The sequence below is a fragment of the Streptomyces sp. NPDC058773 genome (assembly GCF_042746015.1).
GTDB lineage: Bacteria > Actinomycetota > Actinomycetes > Streptomycetales > Streptomycetaceae > Streptomyces.
The window spans coordinates 24,062-41,193 of the sequence record NZ_JBHYPE010000060.1; the positions used below are offsets into that span (position 1 = coordinate 24,062).

19 protein-coding genes and 3 pseudogenes are annotated in these 17,132 nt (G+C 71.3%); 9 read left to right on the forward strand and 13 right to left on the reverse strand.

Annotated features, from left to right (window positions below; all coding sequences use genetic code 11):
- Positions 1 to 30 precede the first annotated feature (30 nt).
- From ACFW5B_RS32115 to ACFW5B_RS32135, 5 genes are all read right to left on the reverse strand, one after another.
- Entirely contained in the window at positions 31 to 372 is a 342-nt protein-coding gene (locus tag ACFW5B_RS32115) for a DUF2516 family protein (protein ID WP_386447485.1), read from the reverse strand.
- A gap of 186 nt (positions 373 to 558) precedes the next feature.
- Positions 559 to 1,200 (reverse strand): hypothetical protein, encoded by a 642-nt coding sequence (locus ACFW5B_RS32120; protein ID WP_386447488.1) that lies wholly within the window; start codon positions 1,198 to 1,200, stop codon positions 559 to 561.
- Between the two features lie 33 nt (positions 1,201 to 1,233).
- Positions 1,234 to 1,707 carry a helix-turn-helix domain-containing protein gene (locus tag ACFW5B_RS32125; RefSeq protein ID WP_386447491.1) on the reverse strand — a complete coding sequence of 158 codons (474 nt, stop codon included), beginning with the start codon at positions 1,705 to 1,707 and terminating at the stop codon, positions 1,234 to 1,236.
- A gap of 82 nt (positions 1,708 to 1,789) precedes the next feature.
- A complete protein-coding gene (locus ACFW5B_RS32130; RefSeq protein ID WP_386447494.1) occupies positions 1,790 to 2,527 on the reverse strand; it encodes a MerR family transcriptional regulator in 738 nt (245 codons plus the stop codon).
- 125 nt (positions 2,528 to 2,652) lie between these two features.
- Complete coding sequence (locus tag ACFW5B_RS32135) at positions 2,653 to 3,564, reverse strand: alpha/beta fold hydrolase (protein ID WP_386447497.1); 912 nt, start codon at positions 3,562 to 3,564, stop codon at positions 2,653 to 2,655.
- A gap of 235 nt (positions 3,565 to 3,799) precedes the next feature.
- Here ACFW5B_RS32135 and ACFW5B_RS32140 point away from each other — a divergent pair, with 235 nt between their 5' ends.
- Positions 3,800 to 5,191 carry an SMI1/KNR4 family protein gene (locus tag ACFW5B_RS32140; RefSeq protein WP_386447500.1) on the forward strand — a complete coding sequence of 464 codons (1,392 nt, stop codon included), beginning with the start codon at positions 3,800 to 3,802 and terminating at the stop codon, positions 5,189 to 5,191.
- Between the two features lie 222 nt (positions 5,192 to 5,413).
- Positions 5,414 to 6,952 (forward strand): FAD-dependent monooxygenase, encoded by a 1,539-nt coding sequence (locus ACFW5B_RS32145; protein WP_386447541.1) that lies wholly within the window; start codon positions 5,414 to 5,416, stop codon positions 6,950 to 6,952.
- 563 nt (positions 6,953 to 7,515) lie between these two features.
- Here ACFW5B_RS32145 and ACFW5B_RS32150 read toward each other — a convergent pair.
- On the reverse strand, positions 7,516 to 8,373 hold the full coding sequence (locus tag ACFW5B_RS32150) for a putative protein N(5)-glutamine methyltransferase (protein WP_386447503.1): 858 nt from the start codon (positions 8,371 to 8,373) through the stop codon (positions 7,516 to 7,518).
- A gap of 436 nt (positions 8,374 to 8,809) precedes the next feature.
- Between ACFW5B_RS32150 and ACFW5B_RS32155 the strand changes: the two genes are divergently transcribed.
- The 3 genes from ACFW5B_RS32155 (at position 8,810) to ACFW5B_RS32165 (ending at position 10,846) form a co-directional block, all read left to right on the forward strand.
- Complete coding sequence (locus ACFW5B_RS32155; protein WP_386447506.1) at positions 8,810 to 9,229, forward strand: hypothetical protein; 420 nt, start codon at positions 8,810 to 8,812, stop codon at positions 9,227 to 9,229.
- Positions 9,226 to 9,552: a winged helix-turn-helix domain-containing protein gene (locus ACFW5B_RS32160; protein ID WP_386447509.1), complete on the forward strand. Its 327-nt coding sequence runs from the start codon at positions 9,226 to 9,228 to the stop codon at positions 9,550 to 9,552. Before ACFW5B_RS32155 ends, ACFW5B_RS32160 begins: the two co-directional genes overlap by 4 nt.
- A 289-nt stretch (positions 9,553 to 9,841) precedes the next feature.
- On the forward strand, positions 9,842 to 10,846 hold the full coding sequence (locus ACFW5B_RS32165; protein ID WP_386447512.1) for an aldo/keto reductase: 1,005 nt from the start codon (positions 9,842 to 9,844) through the stop codon (positions 10,844 to 10,846).
- Positions 10,847 to 10,923: 77 nt separating this feature from the next.
- On the opposite strand, the gene ACFW5B_RS32170 is transcribed toward ACFW5B_RS32165, so the two are convergent.
- Entirely contained in the window at positions 10,924 to 11,310 is a 387-nt protein-coding gene (locus tag ACFW5B_RS32170; RefSeq protein WP_386447515.1) for a VOC family protein, read from the reverse strand.
- A gap of 440 nt (positions 11,311 to 11,750) precedes the next feature.
- A pseudogene (locus ACFW5B_RS32175) lies at positions 11,751 to 12,071 on the reverse strand (helix-turn-helix domain-containing protein); the annotation flags it as partial.
- 205 nt (positions 12,072 to 12,276) lie between these two features.
- Between ACFW5B_RS32175 and ACFW5B_RS32180 the strand changes: the two are divergent.
- Both ACFW5B_RS32180 and ACFW5B_RS32185 read left to right on the forward strand, forming a co-directional pair.
- Positions 12,277 to 12,687 (forward strand): VOC family protein, encoded by a 411-nt coding sequence (locus ACFW5B_RS32180; protein WP_386447518.1) that lies wholly within the window; start codon positions 12,277 to 12,279, stop codon positions 12,685 to 12,687.
- Positions 12,688 to 12,901: 214 nt separating this feature from the next.
- Positions 12,902 to 13,387 carry a hypothetical protein gene (locus tag ACFW5B_RS32185; RefSeq protein WP_386447521.1) on the forward strand — a complete coding sequence of 162 codons (486 nt, stop codon included), beginning with the start codon at positions 12,902 to 12,904 and terminating at the stop codon, positions 13,385 to 13,387.
- A 7-nt stretch (positions 13,388 to 13,394) separates the two neighbouring features.
- On the opposite strand, the pseudogene ACFW5B_RS32190 reads toward ACFW5B_RS32185, so the two are convergent.
- A pseudogene (locus ACFW5B_RS32190) lies at positions 13,395 to 13,550 on the reverse strand (IS110 family transposase); the annotation flags it as partial.
- A gap of 13 nt (positions 13,551 to 13,563) precedes the next feature.
- A pseudogene (locus tag ACFW5B_RS32195) lies at positions 13,564 to 13,717 on the reverse strand (IS110 family transposase); the annotation flags it as partial.
- A gap of 241 nt (positions 13,718 to 13,958) precedes the next feature.
- On the opposite strand from ACFW5B_RS32195, the gene ACFW5B_RS32200 reads away from it, so the two are divergent.
- Complete coding sequence (locus ACFW5B_RS32200; RefSeq protein WP_386447544.1) at positions 13,959 to 14,195, forward strand: hypothetical protein; 237 nt, start codon at positions 13,959 to 13,961, stop codon at positions 14,193 to 14,195.
- Between the two features lie 297 nt (positions 14,196 to 14,492).
- Here the strand turns inward: ACFW5B_RS32200 and ACFW5B_RS32205 are convergent, their stop codons facing one another.
- Complete coding sequence (locus tag ACFW5B_RS32205; RefSeq protein ID WP_386447524.1) at positions 14,493 to 14,906, reverse strand: VOC family protein; 414 nt, start codon at positions 14,904 to 14,906, stop codon at positions 14,493 to 14,495.
- Between the two features lie 206 nt (positions 14,907 to 15,112).
- Between ACFW5B_RS32205 and ACFW5B_RS32210 the strand changes: the two genes are divergently transcribed.
- Complete coding sequence (locus tag ACFW5B_RS32210; protein WP_386447527.1) at positions 15,113 to 15,709, forward strand: TetR/AcrR family transcriptional regulator; 597 nt, start codon at positions 15,113 to 15,115, stop codon at positions 15,707 to 15,709.
- On the opposite strand, the gene ACFW5B_RS32215 is transcribed toward ACFW5B_RS32210, so the two are convergent.
- Positions 15,706 to 16,272 (reverse strand): NADPH-dependent FMN reductase, encoded by a 567-nt coding sequence (locus ACFW5B_RS32215; protein ID WP_386447530.1) that lies wholly within the window; start codon positions 16,270 to 16,272, stop codon positions 15,706 to 15,708. The genes ACFW5B_RS32210 and ACFW5B_RS32215 overlap by 4 nt on opposite strands.
- Before the next feature lie 162 nt (positions 16,273 to 16,434).
- The gene (locus ACFW5B_RS32220) at positions 16,435 to 16,866 is read right to left on the reverse strand and encodes an ankyrin repeat domain-containing protein (protein WP_386447533.1); all 432 of its coding nucleotides are present in this window, start codon (positions 16,864 to 16,866) and stop codon (positions 16,435 to 16,437) included.
- Between the last annotated feature and the right edge of the window lie 266 nt (positions 16,867 to 17,132).

The window sequence follows — 17,132 nt, forward strand, 5'->3', positions numbered from 1 at the left end:
TCCGGGGGCCGGGTCGGGGCCCGGTGCGGCTCAGCGCCCGCCGTTGTAGGGCCCGTACGGCCCGTCCGAGCTGGAACCGCCGCGGCGCGGACCGCCGCCGCCCGTGACCTCACGCAGCGCCGGCCGTACGTCGACGGTGTAGACGATCACTGCGATCACGCCGATGACCGGCAGGAACGACATGATCGGGAGAATGAACAGCAGCGCCGTGGCCAGCGCGAGGAAGATCAGCCACATGCCCTTGGTCTGCTTGCTCGCCGCGCGGTAGGCGTCCTCACGCCGTACGGCCGCGTCGATCAGCATCACCGCGGCGTAGATGCCCAGGGCGAGCTGCACCCAGCTCAGGAAGCTCTGGAACCCGTAAATCAGCACGCCGTGCACCGCCCGTTCGCCAGTCGTCTCGTGTCGGTCTGCTGCCGCGGCCGTCTGCCGCCCGATCGGCCCACCGTACCCAAACAACGGGCCGGGCACCTGAAGTGTGCCCGGCCCGTGCGGTGAATCGGCGCTCCCGGCGCCGGGTGAGCGAGCTCACGGCCCGCTACCTCCTGCGCTCCGCGGTCACTTGGCGGACGGCGGGGTGCTCTTCTTGGCCGGCGCCGGCTTGCGCTGCGCCACCGGCTTCTTCGCCGCGGCCGGCTTGGGCTGCGTCGAGGGGGTGGCCTTGGTCTCCGCCTTGGCCCCGTTGGCGCCCTGCGGCTTCGGGCCGTTCTTGGCGGCCGGCTTCGGCGACGGCTTGGGGGCGGGCTTCCGCGCCGGCTCCGGCTCGATCGCCACCGCGAGGTCCTCGACCTGGTCGGCGGCCTCGCCGCGCCACGTGGCCACGGCGCCCCGGCCGCGCTCGGCGAGCTCCTCGTAGCCCTCACGGGTCCGGACGACGGCCTCGGCGGCCCGGCCCACACCCTGGAGCGCCAGCTCCTGCGCCTGGTCACGGACCTTCTTGATGTCGCCGTCGAGCGAGCCCAGCAGCTCGGACAGCTTCTCCTTGGCGTCCTTGGCCTGCTTGGTCACCAGGGCCTGGACGTCCTTGGGGTCGGTGCTGCGCACGGACTCGAAGCGCTTGGGCGCCTCGACCCGGATCTTCTCGACGAACTGCGGGACCTCGCCGAGCTTCTCGGCAGCCAGGTCGACGGTGCCGGCCAGGGCGTACAGCGGGGTCGCGTCGGTCAGGGCCTTGCGGAGGTCATCGGTGTTGATGGCCATGACGTTGTTCCTCCTGGAAACGAAATCGGTTGCTCAGGTGGCGTGCGGGCCGCCGTCGGCCTCTGTCTCAAGGGAGTCCGTGCCGCGCCCGTTCTCGTGTCCGCTCGCAGCGGTGTCCTTGCCGTCACCGCTCGCGGCGGGGGCCTTGCCGCCGTTCCCGAGCCCGTTCTCCTTGCGGAAGGACTCGTAGATCTGCAGCAGGACCTGCTTCTGCCGCTCGTTCAGCGCCGGGTCGGTGAGTATCGCGGTCTGCACCTCGACCCCGTCCAGACCCTGCCGCTCGTCCAGAATCCCGGCCTGGACGTAGAGCGTCTCCGCGGATATCCGCAGCGCCTTGGCGAGTTGCTGCAGAATCTCCGCGCTCGGCTTGCGCAAGCCGCGCTCGATCTGGCTGAGGTACGGGTTGGACACCCCGGCGGCATCTGCGAGCTGCCGCAGACTCAGCTGCGCGGTGCGCCGCTGCTCCCGCAGGAACTCGCCGAGATTGCCGACGTTGAGTGATGCCATGTCTCGATGGTGCCTCGCCGTGCTAACTATTGCAAGCAAGCGCTAGCTGGAGTGGTCCGCTCGGGTGGGAGGAGGGGGCGGATCAGCCTTCGTGCCCGGCGGTCCGGCGCTGCTCGGCGCGGTGGGCGAGCGCCTCCAGGATGCGCTGCCAGGCCGGTGAGGCCTCGGAGATCCGCGCAGAGACCAGCTTCCGGGACCCTCCCCGTTCGCCGTCCTGTCCGTGTGCGATCTCCCAGGCGTCCAGGTCGTCGATGAGCCGGTCCAGGCGGGGATCGTCCGGATCCCAGTCGACCGACTGATCGCAGGCGAGGTACAGGCGCGTCGTCTCGGGGTCGTCGAGGTCGGCGTTCTTCTCCCGTATCCGCTGCGGCACGGCCTGCGGGTCCATTGCCCGCAGCAGGATCCACGCGTCGCGTTCCAGCCGTACCCGCAGTTCGCTGACCCCGAGACCGCGCATCCGGTCCAGGACGGCGACGACCTCGGGGGGCAGGACGAGCCGTTCGCCGCCGGCCAGTTCGGCGATCCTGCGGCGGTATTCGGTGAGTTGGCCGATCTTGCGCTGCAGTTCGGCGTCGATGTCGGTGACGGCCGCGGCGAATTCGGCCGGCTGCGCCCGCAGCAGCGCGCCGATACGGGCCAGTGGCACCCCCGCATCGGCGAGGGTCCTGATCCGGATGAGATCCACCGCCGCCTGCGCGCCGTAACGGCGGTAGCCGGAGGCGTCGCGCTCGGGCTCGGGCAGCAGGCCGACGTGGTGGTAGTGGCGAACGGTGCGCACGGTCACGCCGGCGGTTGCCGCGAGCCGGCCGATCGTGAGCACCGTCCCCCTCGTGTCTTCGTGCAGCGTGGTCTCGCTGAGTCTAATTGGGGGCGAGGCCTGTCGGCTTACGGGCGAGCCCGGTCGACTGCGGGAGTGGCACGGCGGACTTCGGGACGAGCCCCGTCTCAGGGACGAACGCGATCGACGACGTCGCGGACCGCCTGGATCACGGCATCGGGGCGGTCGAAGCAGAGCCGGTGGTGGACGGTGTCGGAGAGGAGGCGTTGTTCCCCGTACGAGACCGCGTTCACCAGGGCCGCGTCCATTCTCGTGTGGCCGTCATGCATCTCCTGCAGCGTCCGCTCCGACGTCAGCGCCTGCTGGGCGGGGTCGGTGCCGACCACGGTGAGTGCGACCAGCGGGACGTCGGGAAGGCCCGGCCCGGCCCGCAGTTCGGTGGCGAGTCCGGCCAGCCCGGTGCGCTCGGCGATGCCGATGTCGGTCCATGCGTCGCTCATCTTGGCATCGAGCAGCGCGTGCCGTATGTGCTCCGGGTGGTCCGCGAGCAATTCGGCGCTCATCTCGCGCAGGGCCGGGCGCAGTTGTTCCAGCCGCTCCCGGTCAGGTGCCGTCTGCTCGACCGCGGACAGACTCGCCGCGGGCGGCATGAAGGCGTCCCAGTCGCGGTGGAAGGCATCCAGCCAGACCAGCCCGGCCACGTCCTGCGGGTACAACTGCGCGAACCGGTGCGCGTAGAAGCCGCCGAGGGAGTGCGGGACCAGAACGTAGGGGCCGGCGATGTTCTGGGCGTGCAGCAGCTCGCGCAGTTCCGTGGCGACCGCTGCGGCGGTGCGCGGAAGCGGGAGGGGATCGCTGTAGCCCGTGCCGCCGCGGTCGTACACCACGGCGGTGGTGAACTGCGAAACCCCCTGCTGCACACCGAAGTAGTCCAGACCGACCGCGCTCGCGCCCGGCAGGAACACCACGGCCGGCCCGCCGCTGCCCGACCGGTGCACGAAAATGCGGCGGCCGTCGATCTCCTGGAACCCTCCGGCGGGCGGGGTGAGCCGGGCGGGGGAGGTGCTGTTGTGCGTCATGCGGCCAGGTTCCAACCCTGACGCAGGGGCAGGGTCAACCCCGTCCGGCGCCGCCGTCGGAACGTACGCGGCAGGGGCCCGGGAGCGGGCCGGCCGGTCCGCCTGCGTGCCGTATGTCCCGGCCGGCGGCTTGTGTCCCGTCGGCTGCCGTGTTTCCCCGCTGGGTGTCGTGTCGGCCAGTAGCTGCGAAGGGACGGCACCCTGCGATGTCAGTGGTCCCGCATACGGTCTGCGCATGAAGGAACAGAGTCCCGCCATCGACGACTTCGCGACCTGGGTGCCCGTGCTGCGGCTGTTGCGGGCGGCCGGGGCGAAGCGAGATGCTGCCCCGCCCGCCAGGGTGTCGGGACGCATCGGCCGGCACAGCTGGAGTCTGGCCCTCCAGCCGCGGCGCCCGTCGCAGGGCCGAGCCGCCCGGACTGCTGTGCAGGACGTGGCCGACGCGGCGCAGCGGGTGCAGAGCGCGCTCGCGGCCGCCGGTGTCGACGACATCGCGTTCACCGCGCAGATCGCACCGGCCGGGAAGACCACGCTCCGCCTCCTCGGGCCCAGCCCCGCAGCGGAGCCCGGTCTCGGCAACCCCCACCCGGGGGCGCTCATCCTGGTCGAGGGCGCCGTGCCCGAGCCCTGGCGCCGTCTCCCCGAGCCGGTGCCCGGGGCGGTGCCGGCCGCTACGGCGGATCCGGAGCTGCTGGCGCGGACGCTCCGCGAGCGGCTGCCCGACGCCATCGGCGCGACGGAGGAGGAGATAGCCGCCGCGGAAGCGCGCCTGGGCCGCACGCTGCCCGACGAACTCAAGGCGCTCTACCGGGTCACCCGGGCACGGTGGGAAGACCTGGGCGACGACCCCGAGGCAGCGCAGCGCGAGTGCACGGCGGTCGGCTGCGAGCTCTTCGCTCTGGACGACCTGTACGTTGCCGACGCGTCGTCCCGTCACTGCCGCTGGGGGTTCGCGGCGACGGCCGCGGTCGTCACTCCGCCCGACGCCGCGGTGCAGGGCCTGGTCGGCTCACCCGGCTGGATCGTCTTCGGGGACAACGGCGGTGGCGACCGGCTGGCGGTCGATCTGACACCCGGGCCGCGCGGCCACACGGGCCAGGTCATCATGCTCGACCACGAACAGAACATCGGCGCCGAGCTCCTGGCCGATTCCCTCACGGACCTGGTGATGCACCGGAGCGCGGAAGAGCGCGACGACCGCCGTGGGGACCAGCCACCGGCCGTGGCGTGGGTCAACATCGCCCAGCTGAAGAGCATCGAGGCCGCCGCCCACCCCGGCCTGGAAGTCCTGCGCATCGGCGTGTGGGAGGGGGCTCCGCTCAGCCTCGCCCCCGTCATCGCGCTGCCTCGCCTGCGCACCCTCACCGCCTACCCCGGCACGCTCGCCGACCCGCTGGAGATCGCCGAGCTCACCGGCCTGGAGTTCCTGGAGCTGGGCCCGGAGGAATGGCGCGTCCTCCTCGACGCCGGAGCCGTCCCGCGCAGCCTGTCGGCGGCCGCCATCACGGTGCACGGCGACCAGGAACCCCTGCCCGTCGTGGGCCTCGCGAATGAACTCCTGGCGCTCTGGGACCGGCCCCGGATCGTCCAGACCGTTGTGGAGGGAGACCTCGGCCCGATGGCGTAGGGGCCGGTCGGTAATACGGCGCGCGGTGCGCCGCTCCGAGAGGCGACCGTCCGTCCGGACCGGACGGCAAACGCAAAAGCCCGGACGCAAAGACAAAGGCAAGGAGGTCAACCGCTCCTTGCCACTCTCAACGTATAGCTCATGGGGGGCCTTGCGGCAAGGCCCCCCATGTACCGCAGAATCACCGGCCTGAAGCCAGGACCTGCGGAAATGGGGGTTGTGATGATCGATGTGATCGTCGTGGGCGGGGGACCGACCGGGTTGATGCTGGCCGCCGAGCTGCGGCTGGCCGGGGTGCGGACGGTCGTACTGGAGAAGCTCGCCGAGCCGACCGGACAGTCCCGGGGGCGCGGTCTGCACACGCGCAGCGTCGAGTTGATGGACCAGCGCGGTCTGCTGGACCGGTTCCTCGCGGTCAGCGAGACGTTCCAGGCCGGCGGTCTCTTCGGCGGCATCCAGAAGCCGTGGCCGGAGCGGCTGGACACGGCGCACCCGTACGGCCTCGCCACCCCGCAGCCGGTCACCGAGCAGCTGCTCAACGAGCGCGCCCTCGAACTCGGCGCCGAGATCCGGCGCGGCTGCGAAGTGGTCGGGCTGAGCCAGGACGAGGACGGGGTGACCGTCGAGCTGGCGAGCGCGGGCACCGCCGCCCAAGAGGGCGCGGCCGGTGGCGGCCCCGGTATCGGGGGCGAGGCCGCCGGGGGCGGAGGAGGGACGTACCTGCGCTCGCGTTACGTCGTCGGCTGCGACGGCGGCCGCAGCACGGTGCGCAAACAGATCGGTGTGGGCTTCCCCGGGGAGCCCGCCACGGTCGAGACGCTGCTGGGCGACCTGGAGCTGACCGAGGATCCGGCGACGATCGAGGCCGTCGTCGAGGAGGTCCGCAAGACGCAGCTGCGGTTCGGCGTCATCCCGCTCGGGGACGGCGCGTACCGCCTCGTCGTGCCCGCGGACGGTGTGACCGAGGAGCGTGGGACCGCGCCGACGCTCGGGGACTTCCGGCAGCAGCTGCGCGCCGTCGCGGGCACCGATTTCGGGGTGCACTCGCCGCGCTGGCTCTCCCGGTTCGGCGACGCCACCCGGCAGGCCGAGCGCTACCGGGTCGGCCGGGTGCTGCTGGCCGGCGACGCGGCGCACATCCACCCGCCGACCGGCGGGCAGGGGCTCAACCTCGGGGTCCAGGACGCGTTCAACCTCGGCTGGAAACTGGCCGCCGAGGTCAACGGCTGGGCGCCGGAAGGGCTGTTGGACAGCTACCACACCGAACGGCACCCGGTGGGCGCCCGCGTACTGGAGAACACCCGCGCGCAGATCACCCTGCTGGGGACCGACCCCGGTGCGACCGCGCTGCGCGAGCTGTTCTCGAAGCTGATGGACTTCGAGGAGGTGAACCGCTACGTGACCGAGATGATCACCGCGGTCGGGGTCCGCTACGACTTCGGCGAGGGCCACGACCTGCTCGGCCGGCGGATGCGGGACGTGCCGCTGAAGAGCGGGCGCCTCTACGAGCTGATGCACGGCGCCCGCGGCCTCCTGCTCGACCGGACCGGCCTGCTGTCGGTGGCGGGCTGGGAGGACCGGATCGACCACGTCGTGGACGCGGGCGAGGGAACCGCGGAAGGCGAGGGAAGCCAGGTGAGCGAGGAACTGGACGTGCCCGCCGTGCTGTTGCGGCCGGACGGGCATGTGGCGTGGGTCGGTGACGAGCAGAGCGATCTGCTGGGCCCTCTGCGGAAGTGGTTCGGCGCGGCTGCGGGCTGAGCGGGTGGGCGCGGGTGCGGCCCGTCGCCCTCACCTGGCGGATGAGTCCGGCGCGGACCGCGACCGGGGCAGGCTCAGGCCGCCGTCCGGAGGAGCCCTCACTCCTTGAGCCAGAAGCTGACCCCGTCGAGCCAGGCGTCGAGCAGCGACACCTCGCCGACGATCTCGATGCCGTTGCTGCTACCGGTGCCGCTTCCGCTGCCACCGTCCCCGCCGTTGTGGCCACCGGTCCCGGCGTCGTGGGTGGCGCGGCGGCCGTAGATGAGCAGCAGGAGTTCGGCCAGGGGGGCGCGTCGGCGCCCTCGATGTGGGACTTCAACAGCTCGGTCTGAGCGACGATTTCGGCACAGTAGTGGGCATGGCTCAGCGAAGGCATGCCGTCACGGCAGAGCGCCGTCGGGCCGGGGCCCAGCGCATTTCTCCGGCCGGGCGTACGGGTTCGCACGATACTCCCGCGCCGCCGGGGGGCGGCGCGGGAGGCCCTGCTTGCTGCCGCTGCTCACCGCCCCAGCGCGCTGCCCCTGCTCACCGTCGTGGCTCGTCGCCGCTGCCCGCCGCCCCGTTCACCGCTCCTTCGGTGGCCGGGTCCCGATGATGACCGTCGCGTACAGCTCCTCCGATTCGGCCACCCTGGGAAGCAGCCCATTCCGTGTGAAGGCCTCGACCGCCTGCGGGGCCTGCCGTTCGCTCGTCTCGACCAGCAGATGACCTCCTGGCGCGAGCCACTGCGGCGCGGCGGCGGTCACCCGGCGCAGTACGTCGAGCCCGTCCGCACCGCCGTCGAGCGCCACCAGCGGCTCGTACTCCCGGGCCTCGGGCGGCAGCAGCCCGACCTCCTCGCTCGGTACGTAGGGAACGTTGGCCACCAGGACATCGATACGACCCCGTAGCCCCATGGGCAGCGCGTCGAACAGATCGCCCTCGAAGACCTCACCCCCGACGGGAGCGATATTGCGGCGGGCGCAGCGCACCGCGGCGGGCTCGATGTCCGCCGCGTACAGCTCGACCCGTTCCAGAGCATCGGCCAGGACTGCGCCCACCGCACCGGATCCGCAGCAGAGGTCGACGACGACCGGTGGCCGGCCGGTGCGGCCGGCGGCCCGGCGCCCGAGGCCGACGGCCCGGCCCACGAGGAACTCGGTGCGGCGGCGCGGTACGAAGACACCGGGATCGACGGTGACCCGTCGTCCGCGGAACTCCGCCCAGCCGACGACCTGTTCCAGAGGCAGGCCGAGGACGCGCCGCTCCACCATGGCGGCGAGTTCGTCCGCCGTACGGGCGGTGGCCAGGAGCAGCTCCGCCTCGTCCTCGGCGAAGACACAGCCGGCGGTGCGCAGCGTGGTGACGACGGTGGAGTGGGAGAGCGGTGCGGTGAGGGGCGCCGCGGCGGGCGCTGGGAGGGGTGATGAGTGGGACGGCATCGGAGATGACGACATGTGAGCCTTTCGGGGCGCCGAGTGCGCTTCCCGGGTCACCTGTGCCGGAGGGTCACCTGCATCGGTTGGACCGCACGGGCGTGAGCCGGGAGCACCTGCCTGGTCTGGCGGGGAATCGGTCTCACCTCCTCGGTCCGTTCACTTCTGGGGCCGCCACACTACCTGACCTGCGCCTTGGCGCACAGACGGTCGCGGTGCGCGCTCCCCTAACTCACAATGACTGGAAAGTACTTGTCAGATTGGAAAGTTCTTGTCACGCTGAATGCAGGAAGTCGGGGGGCGGTTCGGAACGTCCGAGTGCGACTCGGTGAGCGGGGATGCGAGCCGGGCGGCAGTCGAGCGGGCAACTCCAAGGCTCTTGAAGGGAACGGCGGCGCCGGAGGAACCGGCGGCAGCGGAGCATCGGTCAGGGGGAACTGAGATGGCGGAGTACGCCTCACACGACGCGGCGGCCGCACTGGCCCGAGCGCAGGAGCTGGGCTCGACAGTGCGCAAGGGCACCAAGTGGTATGTCAGATATCAAGTGATCTACGGCTGCGCGGCCGCGTTCATGGTGCTGGCCACCGGGCTGCTGCCCACGCCGCACGGCGTGGCGATCGGCACCGGCGTCTGGGTCGCCGCCATCGTGGGACTGTCGGTCTTCGCGGCCCGCCAGCGCGTTGCCCGGCGCGGCTTCGGACGGTGGCATGCCGTTTTGATCACGGTGTGGACCGCACTCTCCATCGCGGTGCTGTTGCCCGGCAGTCTCTGGTACCAGGGTGCCGTGTGGTGGTGGGTGCCCGGCGCAGTGGTGGTGGCTCTTCCCGGGCTGATAGGCGGCTATTTGGAGGCGCGACGGTGACCGAAACGCGTCCCGGGGCACATCCGCGTCACGGACTCGACGAGGTGATCCACGCCCCGGTCCGCTTCTCCATCGTGGCGACCCTGGCGGCCGCCGACAAGGCCGAGTTCGCCTTCGTCCGCGACACCGTCGAGGTGAGCGACTCGGTCCTGTCACGGCAGGTCGCCACCCTGGAGAAGGCCGGCTATGTCGCCGTCACCAAGGGCTATGTCGGCAAGCGCCCGCGGACCTGGCTCTCCCTGACGCCCGGCGGCCGCACCGCCTTCGCCGCACACTGCCAGGCGCTACGGGCAATAGCGGGAGACACCGCCGGCGGAGGCTGACACGACGGCAGGCGTGAGGCGTCGCCGCTTGGGTGCGAGCGCTGCTCAACCAACACCCGGAAAAGGCCTGTTGACTTGGAGTGCACTTCAACTCATACCGTCCAGGAACGGGATCTCGGGACCGGCGGCCTCACTTCAGTGCCGGACTCGGCGCAGCTCAGAACAGCTCAGGACGGCTCAGAACAATGCAGGGCTCGGCTCGGCGGACTGCTGCGGCCGGACCGGGGCGCTGGGCTCAGGTCCCGAGAGCCAGATCCTTCCGCCGTACGCCCAGGAGGTAGCACCAGCCATGACCACGACGAACATCCCGGCGCAGATCCCGACGCGTCACCTCGGCGAGCTGGCGGTTTCCGCGCAGGGGCTCGGCTGCATGGGCATGAGCCACGGCTACGGGGAGTCGGACGACGCGCAGTCGGCCGCGACCATCAACCGCGCGCTCGACCTCGGCGTCACCCTCCTGGACACCGCAGATTTCTACGGTGCGGGCCGCAACGAGGAGTTGATCGGCCGGGCCATCGCCGGCCGGCGCGACGAGGTGGTGCTGGCGACGAAGTTCGGCTTCACCAACCGCCTCGGTGAGCCGGCCGCCGTCCGGGGCGACGCCGCCTACGTACGTGAGGCGTGCGACGCATCGCTGCGCCGGCTCGGGGCCGACCACATCGACCTCTACTACCAGCACCGCGTCGACCCCGAGGTGCCGATCGAGGAGACCGTCGGGGCGATGGCCGAACTCGTCGCGGCCGGCAAGGTGCGCCACCTCGGTCTGTCCGAGGCGAGTGCGGCGACCCTCCGCCGGGCGCATGCGGTGCATCCGATCGCCGCGCTGCAGAGCGAGTGGTCGCTGTGGACCCGCGACCTGGAGGACGGGATCGCACCGGTGTGCCGTGAACTCGGTATCGGCCTGGTGCCGTTCTCACCGCTCGGGCGCGGCTTCCTGACCGGCCGCTACACCTCGGTGCAGGGGCTGCAGGAGTCGGATATGCGGCGCAGCCAGCCGCGCTTCGCCGACGGCAATCTGGAGCAGAACCTCGCCATCGTGGCGAAGCTCGACGAACTCGCCGCCGAGAAGGGCGTCAGCGCCGGGCAGCTCGCCCTGGCCTGGGTGCAGCACCGCGGGACCGATGTCGTGCCGATCCCCGGTACCCGTCGGCAGAAGTACCTGGAGGAGAACCTCGGCGCCCTCACCATCGAGCTGACCGCCGAGGAACTCGCCACCATCGACGCCGCCGCTCCGGCAGCCCAGATAGCCGGAACGCGTTACGACGAGGCCAGCATGACGCTCGTCAACGGCTGAGAGCAGCGGGGAAGCAGGCCGGGGAGCAGCGACGGAGCGGCGGTCGAAGCCGGCGGTCGAAGCCGGCGGCGGCTGCCTCACTCCGGTGACATGGCCTCTGACATGACCTCGTACAGGTTGTGTGAGTCGTCGCTGAAGAACAGGCCGCGGGCGCACAGGGGGTGGTCGGTACGGCCGTTGTCCGGGGTGGTGGGGGCGTTGCCGTAGGGGATGTGGGCGGCCCGGAGGCGGGCGAGGATGCCGTTGAACGTCTCAGGGTCCACGTCGAAGGCGAGGTGATGGCCGGGGACATCCGGTGCGGTCATGAAGTCGAGGGTGAGCGTTTCGTTCACCCGGACCGGGAGGAAGTGCCCGTGACGGCCGGCCGGCGGGAGTTCGGGCAGGCCCATGACCGAGGCGAAGAAGCGGGCGGCCGTGCGGTGATCGGCGGCCGGGACGATGGTGTGGTTGAGGGTCACGGCCATCAGGCGCTCCCGGGGGCGTGGAGGGTGCCGTGCAGGAGTACGGCGATGAGCTCTTCGGGGGTGAGCGGCGCTTCGGCCTCCGGCACCGGGGCCTGAAGCCGGGTGAAGAGCAGGCCCAGAAAGGCGGCGGCGACCTTCTCGGGACTCAGGCGGAAGGCGGCCCGGTCGGGCTCGATCAGCTCGACGACGGCGTTGCGCAGCGCGGCGATGGACTGCGTCCGGCGGTCCGGCGGCGGCTCCGTACCGCCCTGGGGGCCGGCGCCCGCTCCGGCACGGGTACCTGAACCGCTTCGGGTGCCCGGCTCGGCACCGGTACCCGGGCCACTTCCGGAATCCGGCGCGGCACCGGTACCTGGTCCGCTTCCGGCTTCCGGCCCGGCACCCGTATCCGGCCTGCTTCCGGTGGCTGGTCCGTCTCCGGCGAGCGGCCCACTCTCGGGGCCGGGGCCGCGGCTCCGGCGGTGTCCCGAGGCGTGGAGGGCGCTGACGACGGTGCCCATGCGTTCCATGTGGGCGCGGAGTGCCTCGGCGGCCTCGGCCAGCCGGGCGGCCAGCGGCACGTCCAGGGAGATGGAGGCGAGCTCACGCAGCACATGGTCGGTGCCGGCCGCCTCGGCGACGCAGGCGTCCAGCAGCTCGTCCTTGTCCTTGAAGGCCCGGAAGATCGTGGCTTCCCCGATGCCGGCGGCGCGGGCGATCCGGCTGGTGGTGACGGCCGCGCCGTACTCCGCCACGAGGGGCAGGGCAGCGGCCACGATCATGGCCCGCCGTTCCTCGGCGCTCATGCCGGGTGCGCGTCGGCGTGAAGGTGGTGGTGTCATATCCTGAAGCTACGGAGTGAGTGCTCACTCCGTCAATCGGTGCGCGTCTTCCCGTCCCGCTCCTTAGACTTCTTGCAGCGCGACAAGGCCGGTTCCGGCGGCCGCTGTTCATGGGCCGTCGCCCCGTACGGAAGGACGGCGCGCCATGGACTGGAAGCTCGAACTGGTGCCGGTTCCGGTCAGCGATGTGGAGCGGGCGAAGCGCTTCTACAGCGAGCAGCTGGGCTTTGCCGTCGACCACGACATGTCCATTGGCGACGAGGTGCGCATCGTGCAGCTGACACCGCCGGGATCGGGCTGCTCGATCGTCATCGGCGCGGGCAGTGGCGTCACGGAGGGGTCGCCCGGCTCGTTGCAGGGGCTGCAACTGGTGGTCTCCGATATCGCCGCGGCCCGTGCGCAATTGGTCGAACACGGGGTGGCGGCCGGCCCCGTTCAGCACGTCGAGGACGGCGCGATGGCCGACGGTCCCGGCGGCGCATGGAACTCGTTCGTCTACTTCAGCGACCCGGATGGCAACGGCTGGGCCTTGCAGGAGCGACCTTCGAGGGGGTGAGCCCTCCCGGGAGGTGGGCCCTCCGGGGGTCGGGCCCTTCGAGGGCTGGGTCCTGTGGGAGCTGAGTGGGCGGGTTCCTGCGTTCTTGCCTCCTGTGTCCGGCGGGCTGCGGACGGCCGTTCCGGTTACGGGATGCGGCGGGGTGGAGGCCCCATTGTCTTTGGCCAAGGGAAACGGGGGTGAGTTGGGCCGGGGAACCGGGCAGCATGGCGGGGTGGCCGACCTGCTGTGGGATGACGTGAAGTGCTTCTTCGACCTTGACCTGGTGGGGCGGTTGCCGGACGCGCGCGTCCCGAACGCCTCGGTGGAGGACTGGCAGGAGGTCCTCGATCTTGTCGCGGAGAAGGGCTGGAAGTGCCAGTACTCCGAAGGAGACGCGGTGCTTCCGGTGCCCCGGGCGGAGGCCGTGCTGTCCCGTCCGGCGGATGCCGAGCGCCCGGAGCTGTGGGTCCGGCCAACGGCCGAGGTGTTGGTGATCTTTCGTTTTCATGCCGACGATGAAGTCGACTTCGACGTCGACCTGCGGGAGTTGCAGGGCCAGGATCGGCTTGATGTGTTCTGCGGCTTCCTTCGGGAGATCGGGCGGCGGTTGCGTAAGCCGGTGCTGCTGGACCCGGAAGGCGACTGTGGCCATCCGGTGCTCGGCTTCGACGTCGAAGCCGACCGAGTCGTCCTTCTCGCGGGCCCGCTGACCAGGTGACTGTGGCCGACGGCTGTGGTTCGTAGAGGGTTCCGTCACGGAGCATCGCGAACAGGGCGTCGGCCCGGCGCCTGGCGAGGCAGGGCAGGGGGTGAGTGTGCTGCTTGCCCTGGGTGGTCTTCTCGTCGTAGTGGGCCCGGGAGGCGGGATCGTCCAGGGCGGCGCGGCGAAGATCCCTCGATCAGCCGCTCGGCCGTCCTCGGCGCCTTCGGTCGTATCAGGGTGATCAGCCGCCGGCTGTCGGCCTTGCCTGCCCGCGGCCGGGGGCCCGAACCGTCGCAGCCGCGTGAGGACGGCCGGGTGCTGCAACCGCGGCCCCGCCACCCCTTCGTTCCGCCTTGCCGCGGCACCGAGGCAAGGCCGCGTCCACGTTACGGAGAACTCTGCCGCCTGAGGCTGGGAATTCGGGTTGCCGGGCGGCGTTCCGATGCGTTTGCATTGGAATGCTTCGGGTGGATGACCTGTGTCGGCGTGAAGGGGGAACGGGGCCTGGAGCGGGCCGGGTTGGGCGAGGCCGTGCCGGCGGCTGGTGAAGGACTGGCGACGAGTGAGGCGGGGCGGTATGGGCGCGATGGCGAGTGATGAGCGGGTGGCGCGGGCGGAGGAGGTGCTGCGGGTGTACGGGCTGTCCGAAGGGGGCTGGCGGCGGACCCCGAGCGGGAATCTGCGGGAGGTGCTGCGGGATCTCATGCAGTGGTGTGACGCCACCCAGCATGGTTTTGAGCGGGCGTTGGCGGCTGCCCGTGCGGAGCACCAGGCGGAATCCGCCGGTGACTCCGAAGGCCCACGGGGCGCCGGAACCGCCTGAGTGGTCGGTGGGCCCGGGCCGCCTGAGTCCCTAAGGCTGTTACCGGGAGCCCGAGCCCAGGAGGCTCAAGGGTGGCAGGATCCGTCAGGTTTGGGCCGGGTGCCGGGACGGCCCGAGGCCCCGAGCGCCCGAGTGCTCTCAAGGCCCGAGTGCCCGGCTCTGTGAGGGACTGTCCAACGAGGGGCCGCGGCGGCCCCGAAGGCGTGGCGTGCCAAACCTCCGGACTGCGCCGTAGCCGGCCGGCACTGGGCGGCGTACGGGGCAGGCGGCCTCCCGGTGGCCCCTGAGGGCCGCCCGTCACAGCCCCTGGGCCGCCATCCACTCCGGGTCGGGGTCGATGTTCTGGAGTACCTCGATCAGGGTGCCTTCGGGGGCCCAGACGTTGAAGCGGCGTTGGCCCCAGGGCTCGTCCCTCAGGGGTTCTGCGATGGGGACGTTCTTGGCGCGCAGGGCGGCTTCCTCGGCTGCGGCGTCCGTGACGAGGAAGGCGAGCACGATGCCGCCGGTCTCCTGGGTGCGGAAGCCGGCGGGCACGGCCTCGTGGCCGCGCTGGACGAAGTCCAGGCTGTATTCCGGGTGTTGGGGGTGCTGGAGGGTGGCGTACCAGCCCAGTTCCGCCAGTGGCCGGAAGCCGAAGTGGGCGGCGTAGAAGCGGGTGCTGGCGGCGACGTCGTCGGTGAGCAGGGCGGTGCCGAGTTTGGCGAAGCGCATGGTGGTCCCCTCTGTTGGCGACGGCCGGTCCGGCGCGCAACAACTTCAGTTGTAGTACTTTAACCGTAGTGGTTGCCAGGGGTTTTCGGAACGGGGTTTTTCCGGGAGGCCGGGGGAGGAAGTCCGGGAAGCCGGAGCAGAAGAGAGCAAGGGCAGCAGAAGAGAGCAGAGGAAAGGGGCGGGCGACATGGAGCGAGGTGGACGACATGGTGCGTAACCCTGAGCGCCGGGCTGCGCTGGTGGATGCGTCGATCGAGGTGCTGGCGCGGGACGGTGCGCGCGGGCTGACGTTCCGGGCGGTGGATGCGGCCGCGGGCGTGCCCGGTGGCACCGCCTCCAACTACTTCGCCAACAGGGACGATCTGCTGGCGCAGGTCACCGCGCAGATCCACGAGCGGATCGCGCCGGACCCGGACGAGGTCACCGCGGTGATGGCCGCACCGCCGACCCGGGAACTCGTCGCCGAGCTGATGCGGTGGATCAACCGCCGGGTGACCGAGAACCGCACCGGCTATCTGGCGATGCTGGAGCTGCGCCTGGAGGCGACCCGGCGGCCCGAACTGCGGGCGGAGCTGACCCGGGTCATCCGGGCCACGCTCGATGACGACATCCGCTTCCACCTGGAGAGCGGGCTGCCGGGTGACCGTACTGCCGTGATGCTGATCTACCTCGCCATGACAGGGCTGATGCTGGAGCAGCTGACGCTGCCCGGCGTGGTGCCGGAGGAGGAGACCGGGGGGCTGATCTCGGCGCTCGTCGACCGCGCGATCGGGGCGGACGGCGAGAAGGAGGGGGCTGCCTAGGCGGCGTACGGGCGGGTCGTGCGGGCCTCGCGGAGGGCCACCGCCCACCACGTGAGCTGGTGGAGCAGCTTGTCGGCGGCCGCTGCGGCGGGGGCCGGGTCGTGCAGGTGGCCCGTGTCGTCGAAGAGGTTGCCGGCGGACGGGAAACTCACCGTTTCGCGCACCGTGGTGGCGTGCAACTCGGCGAAGACCAGCCGCAGTTGCTCGACCGCCCGGAGGCCGCCGGAGATCCCGCCGTACGACACGAAGCCGACCGGCTTGGCGTGCCACTGGGGGTGCAGCAGATCGATGGCGTGCTTGAGCGGGGCCGGGAAGGAGTGGTTGTACTCCGGGGTGATCACGACGAAGGCGTCCGCCTCGTCGACCCGCTTGGCGAAGGTCTCGTACTCCTCGCTGCCGTAACGGAGTTCGTACGGGCGGACGTCGTTGAGGTCGATGACGTCCACGTCGATGTGCGGGTGGCCTTCGGTGTGCCGGGTGAACCAGTTCGCGATGACGGGGGCGAACCGGCCCTCCCGGGTGCTGCCGGTGATCACTGCGAGGCGGTACGGGTGCTCGGACATGCGGGGCCCTTCGTGGCGTGGAGCGGCGGGGTGCCGTTCGGGAGCCGACGCTAGGACCTCAAGTGAGCTTGAGGTCAAGCGTGGTGGTGGCCCGTCCTCGGGGCGGGGCCGGGCCACGCCTCCCGGGCCGCCTGCCGCGCCGTCTGCCGCGCTGTCCGCCGGTTACTCCGCGCCGAACAGCTTCAGCAACTCCGCCTTCTGGAACATCCGGGCCGTGTCGATCGCCGACGGGGTGCCGGCCGTCGGGTCCGCGCCGTGTGCCATCAGGATCTTCACGACCTCGTCCTCGGCCTTGAACACCGCGCCGGCGAGGGGGGTCTGGCCGCGGTCGTTGGGGCGGTCGGCGTCGGCGCCGCGCTGCAACAGGGCCTCCACGGTGGCGGGGTGGCCGTGGTACGCCGCCAGCATCAGGAGCGAGTCGCCCTTGTCGTTCGTCAGGTTGGCCGGTACGCCCGCGTCCACGTAGGCGGCGACGGTGTCGGTGTCGCCGTGCCGCGCCAGGTCGAACACCTTGGCCGCGAGCTGAAGCACCTCGGGGTCGTGCGCGTGCTCGATCGCCTCGGGCCCCTGCGGCTCGGAATTCGCGTCGCTCATGGTCGCCGGCCTCCTGCTGTGGTGGGTGATGCTTGCGTGCCACTGTTCATCGCCACTTTATGCAGGGTGTGGCTGTTGGGGGAGCGGGCGCGGCGCGTTGCCGGCGGCTGGGCGCCGTTCGCCAGGCGGGCGGCGGGGCGGAGGGGCGGCGGGTGCCGTGCGTCCCCTCCCCCCCGTTATGTTCTTCGCGGTCCTGCAAGAGGGCCGCTGGCCTCCGGGCCCGGCATGACTGTCTCCCCCTGTCGAACCGATGACCTGGGGGGTGG

What these genes read in the sequence shown, in the direction of transcription:
- ACFW5B_RS32120 (WP_386447488.1), bottom strand. Translation starts at nt 1,200, where the DNA reads ATGGCCATCAACACCGATGACCTCCGCAAGGCCCTGACCGACGCGACC.
- ACFW5B_RS32125 (WP_386447491.1), bottom strand. Translation starts at nt 1,707, where the DNA reads ATGGCATCACTCAACGTCGGCAATCTCGGCGAGTTCCTGCGGGAGCAG.
- ACFW5B_RS32135 (WP_386447497.1), bottom strand. Translation starts at nt 3,564, where the DNA reads ATGACGCACAACAGCACCTCCCCCGCCCGGCTCACCCCGCCCGCCGGA.
- ACFW5B_RS32140 (WP_386447500.1), top strand. Translation starts at nt 3,800, where the DNA reads ATGAAGGAACAGAGTCCCGCCATCGACGACTTCGCGACCTGGGTGCCC.
- ACFW5B_RS32145 (WP_386447541.1), top strand. Translation starts at nt 5,414, where the DNA reads ATGATCGATGTGATCGTCGTGGGCGGGGGACCGACCGGGTTGATGCTG.
- ACFW5B_RS32150 (WP_386447503.1), bottom strand. Translation starts at nt 8,373, where the DNA reads ATGCCGTCCCACTCATCACCCCTCCCAGCGCCCGCCGCGGCGCCCCTC.
- ACFW5B_RS32155 (WP_386447506.1), top strand. Translation starts at nt 8,810, where the DNA reads ATGGCGGAGTACGCCTCACACGACGCGGCGGCCGCACTGGCCCGAGCG.
- ACFW5B_RS32165 (WP_386447512.1), top strand. Translation starts at nt 9,842, where the DNA reads ATGACCACGACGAACATCCCGGCGCAGATCCCGACGCGTCACCTCGGC.
- ACFW5B_RS32170 (WP_386447515.1), bottom strand. Translation starts at nt 11,310, where the DNA reads ATGGCCGTGACCCTCAACCACACCATCGTCCCGGCCGCCGATCACCGC.
- ACFW5B_RS32180 (WP_386447518.1), top strand. Translation starts at nt 12,277, where the DNA reads ATGGACTGGAAGCTCGAACTGGTGCCGGTTCCGGTCAGCGATGTGGAG.
- ACFW5B_RS32200 (WP_386447544.1), top strand. Translation starts at nt 13,959, where the DNA reads ATGGCGAGTGATGAGCGGGTGGCGCGGGCGGAGGAGGTGCTGCGGGTG.
- ACFW5B_RS32205 (WP_386447524.1), bottom strand. Translation starts at nt 14,906, where the DNA reads ATGCGCTTCGCCAAACTCGGCACCGCCCTGCTCACCGACGACGTCGCC.
- ACFW5B_RS32210 (WP_386447527.1), top strand. Translation starts at nt 15,113, where the DNA reads ATGGTGCGTAACCCTGAGCGCCGGGCTGCGCTGGTGGATGCGTCGATC.
- ACFW5B_RS32215 (WP_386447530.1), bottom strand. Translation starts at nt 16,272, where the DNA reads ATGTCCGAGCACCCGTACCGCCTCGCAGTGATCACCGGCAGCACCCGG.
- ACFW5B_RS32220 (WP_386447533.1), bottom strand. Translation starts at nt 16,866, where the DNA reads ATGAGCGACGCGAATTCCGAGCCGCAGGGGCCCGAGGCGATCGAGCAC.